The 15,318-nt window shown below is 62.4% G+C and carries 16 protein-coding genes and 1 pseudogene; 9 read left to right on the top strand and 8 right to left on the bottom strand.

All coding sequences use genetic code 11. The annotated features are described in order from the left end of the window. From HMPREF3158_RS12955 to HMPREF3158_RS06940, 5 genes and pseudogenes are all read left to right on the top strand, one after another. A pseudogene (locus HMPREF3158_RS12955) lies at positions 1 to 423 on the top strand (hypothetical protein); the annotation flags it as partial. Next, complete coding sequence (locus HMPREF3158_RS06955; RefSeq protein ID WP_061920640.1) at positions 420 to 1,091, top strand: ABC transporter ATP-binding protein; 672 nt, start codon at positions 420 to 422, stop codon at positions 1,089 to 1,091. The pseudogene HMPREF3158_RS12955 and the gene HMPREF3158_RS06955, both read left to right, overlap by 4 nt. Then, positions 1,088 to 2,359 carry an ABC transporter permease gene (locus tag HMPREF3158_RS06950; RefSeq protein WP_070497818.1) on the top strand — a complete coding sequence of 424 codons (1,272 nt, stop codon included), beginning with the start codon at positions 1,088 to 1,090 and terminating at the stop codon, positions 2,357 to 2,359. The genes HMPREF3158_RS06955 and HMPREF3158_RS06950 overlap by 4 nt, the downstream gene beginning before the upstream one ends. A gap of 63 nt (positions 2,360 to 2,422) precedes the next feature. Next, the gene (locus tag HMPREF3158_RS13035; RefSeq protein ID WP_061920637.1) at positions 2,423 to 2,626 is read left to right on the top strand and encodes a hypothetical protein; all 204 of its coding nucleotides are present in this window, start codon (positions 2,423 to 2,425) and stop codon (positions 2,624 to 2,626) included. Positions 2,627 to 2,664: 38 nt separating this feature from the next. Beyond that, the gene (locus tag HMPREF3158_RS06940; RefSeq protein WP_141741017.1) at positions 2,665 to 3,672 is read left to right on the top strand and encodes an HNH endonuclease signature motif containing protein; all 1,008 of its coding nucleotides are present in this window, start codon (positions 2,665 to 2,667) and stop codon (positions 3,670 to 3,672) included. A gap of 51 nt (positions 3,673 to 3,723) precedes the next feature. On the opposite strand, the gene HMPREF3158_RS12950 is transcribed toward HMPREF3158_RS06940, so the two are convergent. After that, positions 3,724 to 3,879: a hypothetical protein gene (locus HMPREF3158_RS12950; protein WP_168161755.1), complete on the bottom strand. Its 156-nt coding sequence runs from the start codon at positions 3,877 to 3,879 to the stop codon at positions 3,724 to 3,726. A 181-nt stretch (positions 3,880 to 4,060) separates the two neighbouring features. On the opposite strand from HMPREF3158_RS12950, the gene HMPREF3158_RS06935 reads away from it, so the two are divergent. Continuing rightward, positions 4,061 to 5,398, top strand: a complete 1,338-nt coding sequence (locus HMPREF3158_RS06935) for a DUF2252 domain-containing protein (protein WP_070432347.1) — start codon at positions 4,061 to 4,063, stop codon at positions 5,396 to 5,398. 52 nt (positions 5,399 to 5,450) lie between these two features. On the opposite strand, the gene guaA is transcribed toward HMPREF3158_RS06935, so the two are convergent. Together guaA and HMPREF3158_RS13265 are read right to left on the bottom strand one after the other, a co-directional pair. Beyond that, a complete protein-coding gene (gene guaA, locus HMPREF3158_RS06930) occupies positions 5,451 to 7,025 on the bottom strand; it encodes a glutamine-hydrolyzing GMP synthase (protein ID WP_062042179.1) in 1,575 nt (524 codons plus the stop codon). Positions 7,026 to 7,146: 121 nt separating this feature from the next. Continuing rightward, positions 7,147 to 7,278: a hypothetical protein gene (locus HMPREF3158_RS13265; RefSeq protein ID WP_256374585.1), complete on the bottom strand. Its 132-nt coding sequence runs from the start codon at positions 7,276 to 7,278 to the stop codon at positions 7,147 to 7,149. A gap of 60 nt (positions 7,279 to 7,338) precedes the next feature. Between HMPREF3158_RS13265 and HMPREF3158_RS13385 the strand changes: the two genes are divergently transcribed. After that, entirely contained in the window at positions 7,339 to 7,653 is a 315-nt protein-coding gene (locus HMPREF3158_RS13385; RefSeq protein WP_201054702.1) for a hypothetical protein, read from the top strand. Here the strand turns inward: HMPREF3158_RS13385 and HMPREF3158_RS06920 are convergent. Continuing rightward, the gene (locus HMPREF3158_RS06920; protein ID WP_070432348.1) at positions 7,650 to 8,786 is read right to left on the bottom strand and encodes a GuaB3 family IMP dehydrogenase-related protein; all 1,137 of its coding nucleotides are present in this window, start codon (positions 8,784 to 8,786) and stop codon (positions 7,650 to 7,652) included. The two genes, HMPREF3158_RS13385 and HMPREF3158_RS06920, sit on opposite strands and share 4 nt — an antisense overlap. A 24-nt stretch (positions 8,787 to 8,810) precedes the next feature. Beyond that, positions 8,811 to 10,331: an IMP dehydrogenase gene (gene guaB / locus HMPREF3158_RS06915; protein ID WP_062042188.1), complete on the bottom strand. Its 1,521-nt coding sequence runs from the start codon at positions 10,329 to 10,331 to the stop codon at positions 8,811 to 8,813. 162 nt (positions 10,332 to 10,493) lie between these two features. On the opposite strand from guaB, the gene HMPREF3158_RS06910 reads away from it, so the two are divergent. Next, positions 10,494 to 10,865, top strand: a complete 372-nt coding sequence (locus HMPREF3158_RS06910) for a DUF5319 domain-containing protein (RefSeq protein ID WP_070432349.1) — start codon at positions 10,494 to 10,496, stop codon at positions 10,863 to 10,865. A 52-nt stretch (positions 10,866 to 10,917) separates the two neighbouring features. On the opposite strand, the gene HMPREF3158_RS06905 is transcribed toward HMPREF3158_RS06910, so the two are convergent. Both HMPREF3158_RS06905 and HMPREF3158_RS06900 read right to left on the bottom strand, forming a co-directional pair. Then, a complete protein-coding gene (locus HMPREF3158_RS06905; RefSeq protein WP_210385628.1) occupies positions 10,918 to 11,721 on the bottom strand; it encodes a hypothetical protein in 804 nt (267 codons plus the stop codon). Positions 11,722 to 11,783: 62 nt separating this feature from the next. Beyond that, the gene (locus HMPREF3158_RS06900; protein WP_061920618.1) at positions 11,784 to 12,347 is read right to left on the bottom strand and encodes a sigma-70 family RNA polymerase sigma factor; all 564 of its coding nucleotides are present in this window, start codon (positions 12,345 to 12,347) and stop codon (positions 11,784 to 11,786) included. Between the two features lie 303 nt (positions 12,348 to 12,650). Between HMPREF3158_RS06900 and HMPREF3158_RS06895 the strand changes: the two genes are divergently transcribed. Continuing rightward, entirely contained in the window at positions 12,651 to 12,941 is a 291-nt protein-coding gene (locus HMPREF3158_RS06895) for a WhiB family transcriptional regulator (protein WP_061920616.1), read from the top strand. Here the strand turns inward: HMPREF3158_RS06895 and HMPREF3158_RS06890 are convergent. Continuing rightward, the gene (locus HMPREF3158_RS06890; protein WP_070497816.1) at positions 12,938 to 15,286 is read right to left on the bottom strand and encodes an ATP-binding cassette domain-containing protein; all 2,349 of its coding nucleotides are present in this window, start codon (positions 15,284 to 15,286) and stop codon (positions 12,938 to 12,940) included. The genes HMPREF3158_RS06895 and HMPREF3158_RS06890 overlap by 4 nt on opposite strands. Between the last annotated feature and the right edge of the window lie 32 nt (positions 15,287 to 15,318).

Genomic DNA, 15,318 nt, shown 5'->3' with positions numbered 1-15,318 from the left:
CCCCCCGCCGCCCCCGCCGCGCCCGCCGAGGCCGCCGGCTCCGGGGCCTCCGCACCGGCGGCGAGCGGCACCGGCACGGGTTCGGGGAAGGCCGAGTTCCCCATCGAAGTCCGCGTGGACGGCAACCGCGAAGGCCTGCGTTTAGGTTCCACGGCAAAGGTCAAGGTCGTCACGCACGAGGACAAAGACGCGCTGACGGTTCCGCTCAGCGCGCTCATCGATGGCGACAAAGCCGTGCTCGTCGTTTCCGACTCCGGCACCATCGAGCGCCGCGACGTGAAATTGGGCACCCGCACCGATTTCGAAGCCGCCGTCACCTCTGGCCTCCACCGCGGCGACCGCGTACTCACCCAGGGCGCGGCCCACGAAGGCGACGTAGGCCAACAGGCATCCCTGCCCGACGCAGCGAGCGGAGAGAAATGAGCCTCATCGACATGCGAGGCATCGTCAAGCGCTTTAACGAAGGCACCGATGCCGAAATCACCGTCCTGCCCGGCTGCGACTTTCAGATGGAGCCCGGCGAGTTCGTCGCCGTCATTGGCCAGTCCGGCTCCGGCAAATCCACGCTCATGAACATCATTGGGCTGCTCGACCGCCCCACCGCAGGCGAGTACTTCCTCGGCGGTGAGGACGTCTCCACCTACGACGATGACGCGCTCGCCCGCCTGCGCGCCGACAAGCTTGGCTTCGTCTTCCAGAACTTCAACCTCATCGGCCGCATCACCGCACTCGCCAACGTGGAGATGCCCATGGTCTACGCCGGCGTGCCCCGCCGCGAACGCGCCCGCCGCGCCGCCGAGCTCCTCGACCTCGTAGGCATGTCCGAGCGCGCCAGCCACCTGCCCAACGAGCTCTCCGGCGGCCAGAAGCAACGCGTCGCCATCGCCCGCGCGCTCGCCAACAACCCGGAGGTCATCCTCGCCGACGAGCCCACCGGTGCCCTTGACTCCCAGACCGGCCGCCTCGTCATGGACCTCTTCCACGAGCTCAACCGCGAGCGCGGCACCTCCATCGTGTTTATTACCCACAACCCGGAGCTTGCCGCCGAGTGCTCGCGCACCGTAACCATGACGGACGGGGTGCTGAAATGAATCTCACCGAATCCCTGCGCATGGCGCTCACCTCGCTGCGCACCAACAAGATGCGCTCGCTACTCACGCTGCTGGGCGTCATCATCGGCATTGCCGCCGTCATCGCGATCCTCACCCTCGGCTCCGCGCTCAAGGGCCAGTTCACCTCTGACCTCGACAAGGTCGGCGCCAATAACTTCCAGGTCCAGGTCAAGGAACGCACCGACGAAGGCGAGACCGACTACCACGTCGAATCCTCCGTCGACGACCCCGATTCCCTCCTCACCCCCGAACAGCTCGAGCAGGTTCGCACGGCACTCGCGCCCGACGTCGAGAGCGTCATCATCGGCGAATCCGACACGTATCCGGGCGACCTGGAGTTGGAGGGGGCATCGGAAAGCTCAGCGGTGATGGTGAAACCAACCAACCCGGACTACGTGACGGCCTCGCAGTTCACCGTCCGCACCGGCCGCGCGCTCACGGACGACGACATCGCGGCCGACCGTGCCGTGACCATGCTCTCCGCCACGACCGCCACCGAGCTCTTCGGCGACGCCGACCCGGTGGGCCAGACACTGAATTTTGCCCCGCTCGACGGCACGGATCTGGAGCTCACCGTCATCGGCGTCTACGACACCCCCGACACCGGCGCGCTCATCGGTGGCGGCGAGGCCGAATACGCGCTCGTGCCCTATACTCTCGCTGCCCAGCTTTCCGATGCCCCTTTAGCCGGCGAGGCCTTTTCCTCCGTGTCCCTGCGCGCGGCGCCCGGCACGGACAAGGCCGCGCTCGGCGCGCGACTCCAAGCGGCCTTCGACTCGATGTACGCCGACAACGAGGACTACCGCGTCGAGGTCACCGACTTCAGCAAGGACCTCGCGAGCCTCAACCAGCTGCTCACGGCGTTGTCCGCGGCGATTGCGGCGATCGGCGGGATCTCGCTGCTCGTCGGCGGCATCGGAGTTATGAACATCATGCTGATTACCGTCACGGAGCGCACACGCGAGATTGGCGTGCGCAAGGCGCTCGGCGCGCGGCGGGGTGACATCCGCCTGCAGTTCGTGACGGAGGCCATCATCGTGTGTCTCATCGGCGGGCTCATCGGCGTGGTGCTCGGCTCTGTGGCAGGCATGATCGGCTCATCGCTCATGGGCTACTTCGTGTTCCCGCCGCTCGGCGCGATTGTGGTCTCGTTGCTCTTCGCGCTCGCCATCGGGCTCTTCTTCGGCTACTACCCCGCCGGCAAGGCGGCAAAACTCGACCCGATTGAGGCGCTGCGCTACGAGTAGCCTGGCTGCATCATTCATTTCGGCAACGACTACAACGAAACCGCCCATCCCGCCGTCCTCTCCGTGCTCGCGCCCGCCGCAGCCGTGTACTTCATGGTGGGCGGCACGCAGGTCAACACCCCGGCCCAGGAGGCCGGGCTCTCGAGCAAGTACGTCTGCCAGTTCTTCGAGGAACACGACGGCCTACGCGCGGTGCGTTTCTGCACGTCCTGGTCCACGCGCGACGAGGACGTCGACGCGCTCTGCGCCTCCATCGCCCAACTCTAGGTCTACCCCTGTTCGAATACCCCTGTTCGACAAATACATTGGACAATCGGTTGCAGGCTTTCCGACGCCTCCTTAACCTCCGTGGCATGACCGTCTCCATCTTCGATGCCCTTGCTCTCGGCGTCGATTCTCTCAAGGAAGCCGCCGGCCTCACCGTGGCTGAACTCCGCGACCGCGGCCTGACGCTCGCCGACGCCACGTTCATCCACCCCTTGGCCGCCGTCTATTGGCGCACTAAGCCCAAAGGCATCGCCGAGGCCCGCAAAGCCGCCCGCGCTGCCGGCCACAGCCTGCGCGTGCTCGCCCGCATCGAGGTGCTCGCCGCGCGCTGCGACGACCCTAACGCCGCCCGCATCACCTTGTGTGGAACCGCGGAGACCAAGCTCGATGAGGTCGGCGCGAGTCTTGCCAAGCCGAAAACCCGCGTGGAGTCCGCCCGCCATACCTATGGCAAAGACGGCTGGCACCGTTTGGTGATTAACACCCAAGACCCGTGGCTGATGGACATGCTCAGCGCGCTGCCCGGCGACGACCTGCTCGACGGGTTCAAACAGTTCGTCGCCGACGGAGAACAAATTCAGGCCCCAGCCCGTGCTGCGCACGTAGTTATTCGTCTCGACGAGCATGAGGAGTACCTCGCCGAGGGCAAGCTCATTCGTGCCACGGATGGCACGGTGCGCCCGGCTCGTTTGCTTGTGCAGGAGAAGTTGGCGGAGGTCGGCTACGTTACGTTGGTGACTGATTGGGGTGAGCCGGTGGATTGCTTTAAGTCGACGCCGATCTTCAACGAGAAGCAAACACTCATGGCGTTCGCGCTGCATCCGCAGTGTATTCACCCGGGATGTGTGACCCCGGCTCTGTTGTGCGAGCGTGACCATTTCATCCCGCGGAACAAGGGCGGCGACACGAACGTCGCGAACCTTGTGCCGCTGTGCCGGTTCCATAACGGACGCAAGGCCGACGGGGATTCGTATACCCACGATGCCAAGGGCAATTACTGGTACGTCACGCCCTACGGCAAGCGCTACCTCTGCACCGTGGACTAACCCCCACAAACGACAACCCGCCCCGAAAGGCGGGTCATTCGACATGCCGTTTTAGTTTTTCGTGCCGCCGAAAACGTCGGACATGGCGGTGGCGTCGAGGGCCGCATCGATGTCAGTGACCTCGTTAGCGGTGAGCACGATGTCGGCGGCGGCGAGATTCTCACGCAAATGCTCGGGCTTGCGGCTGCCGGGATGGGCACCGCGCACTTCGCGATGAACTGCGCACCGAGCTCCTCGCCCACTCCCCGCTGCTGGCGTTTAGCACCCATGTGTCCAGGCTCCGCCCAAACCGCGTGTCCATCTCGCTTACCGATGCCCCCGGCCCGCACGCCGCGGCGCCCACGCGCGAACTCTACGAGGCGCTCGTTCGCGACTAGGCTGATTCGACGTGAAGCCACAACATACTCCTGCCGAACGCCGCGCTGCCGGCAAAGCAGCCCGCAAGCACACCCCGCGCCGTACCCTCGGCTCGTGGCAGCCTGCCGAGGACCGCGACCCTTTGGGTATCATCCACGCGCAGGCTCCGGCGCGCGTCGCGGAGCTGCTGCCGCTGCGCTACGCGCGGATGGGGGAGTCGGCGTTCGCGTTCTACCGCGGCGGAGCGGCGATTATGGCGGCGGACCTCGCGTCGTTGGCTACCTCGGGCATCACGGTCCAGGCCTGCGGAGACGCGCATATCTCGAACTTCGGGCTCTTCTCTGCGCCGGATCGGCGCACGGTCTTCGACCTCAACGATTTCGATGAGACGTTGCCCGGTCCCTGGGAATGGGACGTTGCGCGACTGGTGACCAGCGTGGAAATTTGCGCGCGCGAGCGAGGCTTTGATCCGGAGGAGCTTGTCGAGTCCACCGTTGCCGCCTACCACCGGGCAATGTCTCGTTTCGCGGACATGGGCAACCTCGACGTGTGGTACACACGCTTCGAGATGGAGGCGACACTCGATGAATTCGGTGGACGACTGGGCAAGAAGTCCGTCAAGAGCGTGCGCAAGCTCATCGCGAAGGCCCGTGCCAAGGACAGCCAGCGTGCGGTGGGCAAGCTCACAGAGGTCGTCGACGGGCAACGCCGCATTATCTCGGATCCGCCGGTGCTCGTGCCGCTGCGTGATCTCGTGGAAGGCCCCGAGCGCGAGCTTGCCGATGCCGTCGTGCGCGAAGCGCTGAGCTCCTATCTCGCCACGCTCGCACCAGAGCGAGCCAGCTTGCTGCGTCAGTACCGCTACCAGGATGCAGCGATGAAGGTCGTGGGCGTGGGCAGCGTGGGCTTGCGTGCGTGGATGGTGGTGTTCGAGGGCAACGGCGAGCACGACCCGCTTGTGCTGCAAATCAAGGAGGCGCGGCCGTCAGCACTCGCCCCCTATCTCCCGGCAAGCGAGTACGCTCATCATGGTCAGCGCGTCATCGAGGGCCAGCACGCCATCCAGGCGACGGCGGATATCCTGCTCGGCTGGACGCAGGTGGGCGACCACCACTTTTACGTGCGCCAACTTTGGAATGGCAAGGGTTCCATCGATCTCGATGACCTCAGCGCCGAGGAACTCAACGCGGTCGCCGTGCTCTCCGCCGTCACGCTCGCCCGCGCCCACGCCCGGACCGGTGACCGACTAGCCATCGCGGGTTATCTGGGTAAAGGTACCGCCTTCGAGCGCTCCGCCGCCCGGTTTGCGCGGGCCTATGCCGACCAGAACGAGGCCGACTGGCAGGCGTTTCGCGCCGAATTCCTCTAAAACGCGCACAGCGCCCCGCCGAGATCGGCGAGGCGCTGCGGGGCGGGCGGGATTATTCCCACTCGATGGTTCCTGGCGGCTTGGAGGTGCAATCCAAGACCACGCGGTTGACGTCCTTGACCTCGTTGGTGATACGGGTGGAGATCTTCTCCAACACGTCATAAGGCAGGCGGGTCCAGTCTGCGGTCATGGCATCCTCAGAAGACACCGGACGCAGCACGATTGGGTGGCCGTAGGTGCGGCCGTCGCCTTGAACGCCGACGGAGCGGACGTCGGCAAGCAGTACCACCGGGCACTGCCAGATCTCACCGTCTAGGCCAGCATTGGTCAACTCGGTACGTGCGATGAGGTCTGCCTCGCGCAAGGTCTCCAAACGCTCTTCAGTAACCTCGCCGATGATGCGGATGCCCAGGCCCGGGCCCGGGAACGGCTGGCGCGCCACGATTTCCTCGGGCAAGCCCAGCTCGCGGCCCACGGCACGCACCTCGTCCTTGAACAGCAGACGCAGCGGCTCGACGAGCTCAAACTCGACGTCGTCAGGCAGGCCGCCCACGTTGTGGTGGGACTTGATGTTCGCCGTACCGTCACCGCCGCCGGACTCCACGACGTCCGGGTACAGCGTGCCCTGGACGAGGAAGTCAACGGAGGAACCTGCGGGGGCGTCGTTAAGCACGCCTGCAACAGCACGCTCGAAGGAACGGATAAACTCCGCACCGATTGCCTTACGCTTGGCCTCCGGCTCGGTAACGCCGGCGAGCTTGGCAAGGAACGCCTCGCGTTCGTCTGCGGTGACGAGCTTTGCGCCTGTCGACGCCACGAAGTCCTTCTCCACCTGCTCACGCTCACCCGCGCGCAGCAGGCCATGGTCGACGAAGACACAGGTCAGACGGTCACCGATAGCGCGCTGCACCAACGCGGCAGCCACAGCGGAGTCCACTCCGCCGGACAGGCCGCAGATGGCGCGGCCTTCCGGACCAACCTGCTTCTGGATATCAGCGATGAGCTGCTCCGCAATGTTGTCTGCGGTCCAGTTCTGCTCGAGGCCTGCGACCTCGGTGAGGAAGCGGGTAAGCACTTCCTGGCCGTGCGGCGAGTGCAGTACCTCTGGGTGGTACTGCACGCCTGCCATGCGCTTTTCAAGGCACTCAAAAGCCGCCACCGGCGCACCCGCCGAGGAGGCAGTAACCTCGAAGCCTTCCGGAGCCTCGGAGACAGAGTCGCCGTGGGACATCCACACCTTGTGTGTGGCCTCGAGGCCCTGGTGCAGGACGCCGCCGGAAACGTTGACGTCGGTGCGGCCGTATTCACGAGAGCCAGTCGAGGCGACCTTGCCGCCGAGCGCTTGGGTCATAGCCTGGAAGCCGTAGCAGATGCCGAAGACCGGGATGCCCAGCTCAAGCAGCTCGGGCTTCAGAGAAGGAGCGCCGTCCGCATAAACAGAAGACGGGCCGCCGGAGAGAATCAGAGCGACCGGATTCTTGGCCTTGATTTCTTCCACGGTGGCAGAGTTGGGAACAACCTCGGAGTAGATGTTGGCCTCACGGACGCGACGTGCGATGAGCTGCGCGTACTGAGCGCCAAAGTCCACAACGAGGACTGGACGCGGAGTAGTGGTTGGGTTAGTCACGCGCTACAGTCTAGCCCATTGAACCGCCTTTAAATACGGGTACCCCAGTTCGTTGTGGGAAGCGGTGGCCGCTACACTTCGAGCTCTGGCGCGCGGGCGAGCGCGTGCTGCGTTGCCGTGGTTAAAGCGGCGCGGACGTTGCCGTCTGAAAACTCGTCACTCGGATAGTTCCGCGCACGAGTGAGGTCGAGGCGAGGACGCGGGACTCCGCTTCGTCGGAAAGCGCAAGCATTCGACCTGCATATTCTGCCAAAATCTCACCTTGCTCGGTAAGCCGGATACGCCGCCCGACGTCACGTTCGCAGTGCGCGAGTTGCTGCGAGATAGCGGAGTACGTGTACCGCAAAGCTTCCGCCACTGCGGTTACGGTTCCGAGGCGTTGCAGCTCGGTGCGGCGCTCGCAGTGCAGCTTTTCGACGACGGCGGCACCTGGGACCGCGAGCAGTGGCTCGCCGCAGCCGCGCTCGGACTCTCGCTGGGCATGATGAACGGCTTCTTCTACGCGGCCATCGCGCTGATTATCATGGCCTCGGTACTACAGACGATGGTGCTTGCGCGCGGCACAAAACCGAAACTGCGACGGGTGCCAAGGAAGGCACACCGCCGCAGTCGGGCAAAGGTCGGTTAGCGTACTGCCAGGCCAACCTTCTGGAAAGACTTCAGATCCGTGTAGCCGCACTTAGCCATCGCACGCTTGAGCCCACCGACCAGATTCAGCTGGCCGTGTGGCTCATTAGACGGGCCGTGCAAGATGACCTCGAGCGAAACCTGCTCCGGCTCCGATAACGGCGCGTATCCTGCCGCGATGAGGTCCATGTCCGCAGCCTCGATGACGCCGCGTGGGAAACGCGGGTGGCCAGCCGTCGACGGCCAGTAGTAGCCCTTTCCGCCTGCCTCTGCAGCGCGGGCCAAAACCGGGCCCAAGACCACAGAATCAGCGCCGCAGGCAATCGCCTTGGCGATGTCAGCGGAGGTGTAGATGTCGCCGTCGGCAAGCACGTGCACGTAGCGGCCGCCGGTCTCGTCGAGGTAGTCGCGGCGAGCGGCAGCGACGTCGGCAATGGTGGTTGCCATCGGCACATCGATGCCCACGGTCTCGGCGTTGGTATTAACGCCAGAGCCCACGATGATGCCGGCAGCGCCAGCACGCATCAGGTGCAATGCGGTGGTGTAATCAGCCACGCCGCCAGCGATAACTGGCGTATCGATGGAACCGATGAACTCCTTCAAGTTCAGCGGCTCCCCGCCCTGCTGGACGTGCTCCGCGGAAATCAACGTGCCCTGGATGAACAGGATCTCAGCACCCGCCTTGATGACCACCGGTGCCAATTCCCGCGCGCGCTGCGGCGAAACACGCACCGCCACGGTCACGCCGGAGTCACGCACCTGTGCGATGCGCTCTGACAACAGCTCCTCATTCAGCGGCGCTGCATGCAGCTCCTGCAGCGTGGAAAGGTCAAAAGGATTCTCGGTGACCTTCGCCAAGGCTGCCTCTAGGTCCGCGTGACGGCCCCACAGGCCCTCCGCGTTGATGACGCCCAAGCCGCCCTGCTTGCCCATCTCGATGACGAACTCGGGCGTAGCCAACGCGTCGGTTGGGTGGGAAACCAGCGGGGTATCGAAGGTATAGGCGTCGATGTTCCAAGTGGTGTCGACGTCTTTAGAAGAACGGGTACGGCGGGTAGGGACCAAGGAGATCTGATCAAGATCGTAAGTACGGCGTGCCTCACGGCCGATACCGATTTCAACGTAATCGCGCATGTTCTCTTTCCTCGAAAGATTCGTTTAGCGGTAGTTCGGAGCTTCGATGATCTGCTGCAGGTGGTGCGGGTGAGATTCCTTCAGGCCCGCCGCGGTGATCTGGACGAAGCGCTTGGTCTTCAGCTCCTCGATGGTGGCCGAACCGGTGTAGCCCATGGAAGCGCGCAGGCCGCCGATGAGCTGGTGCACAATGGCATCGATGTCACCGCGGAAAGGAACGCGACCCTCGACGCCCTCCGGAACCAGCTTGTCCTCGCTCTTAACGTCGGCCTGGAAGTAGCGGTCCTTGGAGTAGGAGCGCTTCTCGCCGGTAAGGCCGCGGCCCTGCATAGCGCCCATGGAGCCCATGCCGCGGTAGCGCTTGTATTGCTTGCCCTGGACCACGACGATATCGCCAGGCGCCTCGGTGGTGCCTGCAAACATGGAGCCCAGCATGACGGTATCTGCACCGGCAGCCAATGCCTTGGCGACGTCGCCGGAGTACTGCATGCCGCCATCGCCAATGACCGGCACGCCAGCTGGACCAGCCACCGCCGCAGCTTCCATGATGGCCGTAATCTGCGGAGCACCAACACCCGCGACGACGCGGGTGGTGCAGATGGAGCCTGGGCCGATGCCGACCTTGATAGCGTCCGCGCCGGCCTCAATCATGGCCTTCGCCGCCTCGCGGGTAGCGAGGTTGCCGCCTACGACGTCGACCTTGGAGCCGAAGTCCTTCTGTACACGGGAAACCATCTCCAGCACGCGGTTGTTGTGCGCGTGAGCGGAGTCGACGACGAGGACGTCAACGCCGGCGTCGACAAGCGCGCCTGCACGAGCATAGGATTCCTCACCCGTGCCGATACCCGCTGCCACCAGCAGTCGTCCGGAGGAATCCTTGGAGGAGTTCGGGAACTGCTCGGTCTTTACGAAGTCCTTGACCGTGATCAGACCAACCAGCTTGTTGTCATCATCGACGATAGGAAGCTTCTCAACCTTGTTGGAAGAAAGCAGCGCCAGCGCCTCCTCCTTGGCCACGCCCTCCTTGGCCACAACCAGCGGCATAGGGGTCATGATCTCGGAGACTTTGCGGCCGAAGTCCGGCTCGAAACGCATATCGCGGTTGGTGCAAATGCCCAGCAAGGTGCCTTTGTCATCGACGACCGGCAGGCCAGAAATGCGGAAGCGTGCGCACAGCTCGTCGACTTCCTGGATGGTCATATCCGGGCTAGCGGTAACAGGGTCCGTCACCATGCCTGACTCAGAGCGCTTGACGATTTCCACCTGGGTTGCCTGATCCTCAGTGGACAGGTTGCGGTGCAGGACGCCGATACCGCCCTGGCGTGCCATGGCGATTGCCATGCGCGCCTCGGTAACGGTATCCATGGCGGCAGAAGCCAGCGGAACGCCGAGACGAATGTTGCGGGTGAACTGCGCCGAGGTATCCACCTCGGACGGAACGATGTTGGATTCTGCCGGCAGCAGCAGAACGTCATCAAAAGTCAAGCCGTACAGGGCTACCTTGTTTGGGTCATCGCCGCCGGTGAGAATGTGATTATCGCTCATGGGTTAAGGACACTCCTTAAATAAGGCCAAGATGGTTTCGCGGTAACCACAACTGTAGTGCTTAAAGCACCCCGAATGGTAGCCGGGCCGCCCCGTAAGAAAGGTATGCAAGCCCCTATGAGGAATTGCCTAAAGGGGGTAGAAGTTTATAGGCTCGCAAAGGTGAACTTCTTCGCCAATATGCCACGCGACCCATTCGCAGACGATCCCAATGATCCCGCTTCCTTCCTGGAGGAAGACGAGCAGGTCATACCTTTGTCCGAGGAAGAACGCTTGGCTATCATCCACGACCTCGCCTTGGTGCAGGAATTCGCACGCGTGCTGGGCCCGCGCGGAATCGACGGCATCTTCTTTCTGTGCGAGGATTGCGAAGAAAACCACTTCTACGAGTGGGACATCATGGCTGCAAACATGCGCGCCACTTTGGACGGCGAACTCGCCCCGGTACACGAGCCAGGCGCGCAGCCGGACCCCACGCGCTATGTTCCGTGGGATTATGCGCTCGGCTACATGGACGGCCTAGACGCCCGTTAAAAAGAAATTCCCTACCTCGCTGTGAGGCAGGGAATTTTTTAATACTGCTGGTTTACTGCTGCTGGTTTTCGCCGAGGTAACCATCAGGGCCTTGGCCCTCAGCGGTGTCCGTGGCGACTGAAGTTGGTTCGGTCTGCTCGCCAGTTTCCTGCGAGGGCGTATCCGGAGCCACAACCGTAGAGGTGATGGTCTGGTATTCCGTTACGGTTACCGGCGCTGGCTCTGGGCTAGATGCTGGGACTTCCTTTTCCAGGGTCTCCGTCGCAGTTACCGTAGAACGCGCTGCGGGGAATGGCTTGGTAGCCGGCGTGGCCGAGGGCTTTTCCGCGGAGGTAGGCTCCGGCTGCGAGTTGCGTGATTCGTCGATGATACGGCGCGCTTCATTAAGCAATTCGCGAGTGCCGGCCATGTCGCCATTTGCGGAACGACGGTCCATTTCCTCGAGCGTGCCTGCAAGCTCCACGGAGGAAGCATCCGAGCTGCCAAACATGGACTTGTGCACGTCGTAGAGCGGAGAACCAGGGCCTGCGTTGTAGACGGCAGTACCAGTACCGGCAATGACCAAGGTCGCCGCCGCTGCACCAATTAGGCCGTTGACGAAAGGCCGCGAACGACGCCTCTTGGAGGCCGCGGCCAGAGAGATAACCTCAGCTTCCTCGTCGGCGCCTTCGATAACCGGAGCTGGCGGCATTTGCTTTTCGACGTCGTCACGCAGCTCGAGAAGCAAGCCCGCCAACTCGTCTTCCCCAGCAGAAGGGTCCTGGCCCTGAGAAAGGCTAGTCAGGAATGCGTCATCGTCGACCAAAGGCTGCAGTTGCTCAGAGATATTGAGCTGTGGCTCATCCTTCTTCGCCATGATGGCCTCCCTTCCTTGAATGAGATATGGACATATGAGATTTGAGAAGATACGCGCTTGCGCTATTGACCAGAGGCGCCGATAGCCTTGCGCAGTTGTGCCAATGCTCGATGCTGCGCCACGCGTACCGCACCCGGTGTAGATTCCACGATTTCCGCAGTCTCCTCGGCTGTAAGGCCCACGAACACGCGCAAGATGACTATGTCTCGAGCTTTGTCACTTAATGTATCGAGCAACTCCCGCACTCTGTTACTACCATCCGTGACCAGCGCAGATTCCTCTGGATTTGCGTCTTTGGCCGCGCTTTCCGGGACTTCCTCGGCGGGGTTGGAGTGGTCTCGACCCATGGCGCGGTGCGCATCGGTGACCTTGTTGAAGGCAATGCCATAGACGTAGGCCATGAACGGGCGGCCTTTGTCCTCGTAAGAGTCGATGGATGTGGCAACAGCGAGGCAGATTTCCTGCGTGACATCTTCTGGCGTGGGTTGGCGCCCGCCGCCGATGCGTGCGCGGCAGTAGCGCAGCACCTGCGGGTGGATAATCCGCATGATCTTCTGGAGTGCGCGACGGCTGCCGTCAGCAGCTAGCGGCACGAGGTCCGCTAGCTCTTTATCGGTATCGCTCACTGTTTTTCCTTGGGGCTTTCCTTGGGGTTTACTGTTTTAGTTTTCGCCTTGGTTCTTACACCCTAGCCCGTTCGGGTGGATTTATATCCTTTTACTCCCGGCGCGCCAAAAGTTCATACACCGTTTACCTTTGCTGTTCGTGCAGTTCAGACCCGCTAAAAATGCCCTCCGCGTAAAGAATCCATATAGGGGAAACAATCCGGTAACCATTCGTTTACCACGTGCGTCGAAACTTCTATATCGTCTTATTCCTCCATTGTGCGAATTCATGCGCGCAGGGTATTTACTAAAGGAGTTTTGAACATGTCTCAGCCCCATTCACTTCCCGGCCCTAACGCTGACTTTTGGGATTGGCAGCTGCAGGGTGCATGCCGAGGAGAGAATTCGGACGTGTTTTATCACCCAGACGGCGAGCGTGGCCGCGCTCGCGCCCAACGTGAGAACCGCGCTAAGGCAATTTGTCAGTCCTGCCCGGTCCTCGAGCTATGCCGCGAGCATGCGCTAAGTTCCGCGGAACCGTACGGCGTGTGGGGCGGCATGAGCGAATCCGAGCGCGTGGCTGCTTTGCGCACCCGCGCTACGGTCACCGTTTAGGCCACATATTCAGCGAGGTAACGCCCAGTCACAGAGGAGGCGTTGCCGGCGAGTTCGCGAGGGCTGCATGCGGCAACCAACCCGCCACCTGCGGAGCCTGCCCCGGGGCCTAAATCAATGATGTGGTCCGCGTGTGCGACCACAGCTAGGTGGTGTTCCACGCACACCACGGTGTTGCCTTCCTCGACCAGGTGGTCGAGGAATTCGAGCAGCTTATCGACGTCCGCCAAGTGCAAGCCCGTCGATGGCTCATCCAACACCAAAACATCAGCCTGCGCCTTCTTGTCCGCCATGTGGACGGCCAATTTCAGGCGCTGACGCTCACCGCCGGAAAGAGTGTTGAGTGGTTGGCCCAAGGTGATATATCCCAGCCCCACGGCGACCAGGATCTCACAGACCTTCTTCGCAGCGGCAACTTTATTTTCCGCGAAGTAAGCCGCAGCCTCAGCAGCTGGCGTTTCCAATACGTCGGCGATGTTTTTGCCGCCTAGCTCGTAACGCAGCACGTCTTCGGAAAAGCGCCTGCCTTCACAGACCTCACACGGCACGTCAGCGCCGTCCATGAATCCGAATTCCACGTAGATGACTCCCGCACCATTGCAATTTGGGCACGCGCCTTCGGAGTTCGCAGAAAACAGGGCAGGCTTGACGACGTCGCTTTCAAAACTGTTCGCCTTCGCAAACGCCTTGCGGATGGAGTCCAACGCGCCGGTATACGTCGCGGGGTTGGAGCGACGCGAGCCTTTGATCGGGGTTTGGTCGACGAAGAAGATGCGTTCTTGGACTTCTTCTGGCAGGCACGCCAAAAGCGAGGACTTACCGGAACCGGCCACGCCGGTAATCGCGCTGAGCACCCCGAGCGGGATGTCTACGTCGATGCCGCGTAGGTTGTTGCGCTGGGCGTTATGGATTTCGATGGCGCCCGAAGGAGTGCGAGTTTCTTCCTTGAACTGGGCGCGGTCCGCTAGGTGGCGGCCGGTTAAGGTATCCGCCTCGCGCAGTTTATCGACGGAACCGGTAAAGACCACTTCCCCACCCTGGCTGCCAGCGCGGGGCCCTAAGTCGACGACGTAATCGGCAATAGCGATGGTCTCCGGTTTATGCTCCACCACGAGAACGGTGTTTCCCTTATCGCGCAGCTGCAGCAGGAGTTTATTCATCCGGGCGATATCATGCGGGTGCAGGCCGGCGGTGGGCTCGTCGAAGACATAGGTGGCGTCGGTAAGCGCGGAGCCCAAGTGACGGACCATTCGGGTGCGCTGCGCCTCGCCGCCTGAGAGCATGCCCGTGGCACGACTCAAGGTAAGGTAGCCCAAGCCGATTTCCACCGCATTAGCCACCGAGCGCCTAATCGAGGCCAGCAGCGGCGCGGCGGACGGGGCGTCGATGGCAGAAAGCCACTCGTCGAGCTCTGCAAGCTCCATGTCGGAGACGTCGGCGATGGACTTGCCCGCAATAAAAGATTCGCGGGCATGCTGCGCCAGACGTGTGCCGCCGCAGTCGGGACAATCCGCAAAGACCACTGCGCGTTCCACGAAGGCCTTCATATGTTTTTGGAGGCTATCTTTGTCCTTCGACAGCACGGAGGCCTGCAAGCGCACAACAAGACCTTGGTAGCTCATGTTGATGCCGTTGATTTTGGTCTTGACGTCGCTCAGGTAATACAGCGCGTGCTTTTGCTCCTCGGTGAAATCCTTGACCGGCTTATCTGCCGGGTACAAGCCCGACTCTGCGTAGGCCTTCCACAGCCAAGATCCGACTTTCATGCCGGGATACAAGATGGCGCCGTCGTTGAGGCTCAAGGACTCGTCCACGACTTCTTTCAGGTCGATTTGCGAGGCACGGCCCGTGCCCTCGCAGGTCGGGCACATTCCGCCCGTGCGCTCGAAGCGGCGAACCTCTTTCACGCCGTTGACCTCGATGGCACCCTGCCCGCTTGCGGAAGGAACGTTGAAGGAATACGCCGCCGGGCCGCCCACGCGCGGAGAGGCAATGCGCGAGAAAAGCACGCGCAGAGCGCCGGTGATATCCGTTGCGGTACCGAAAGTGGAACGCGAGTTGGCTGCCATCCGCTCCTGCCCCACCACAATGGCGGCGGTAAGGCCGCTGAGCTCGTCGACGTCGGGATGGGCCTGGGATTGCATAAAGCCCTGCACGAAACCCGGGTAGGTCTCGTTGATAAGCCGCTGAGATTCTGCAGCGATGGTTCCGAATACGAGAGAGGACTTGCCAGAACCAGAGACACCGGTGAACACGGTGAGTTTCCGCTTAGGGATATCGACGCTTATCTCTTTGAGATTATTATCGCGCGCGCCGACAACGCGGATGAATTCTTGATTGTGCACCTAGCCATCCTAAGACGAAACCCCGGGCCTCC

The organism is Corynebacterium sp. HMSC06G04 (assembly GCF_001807365.1).
Classification (GTDB): domain Bacteria; phylum Actinomycetota; class Actinomycetes; order Mycobacteriales; family Mycobacteriaceae; genus Corynebacterium; species Corynebacterium simulans.
This window is presented reverse-complemented; position numbering and strand designations above follow the sequence as displayed.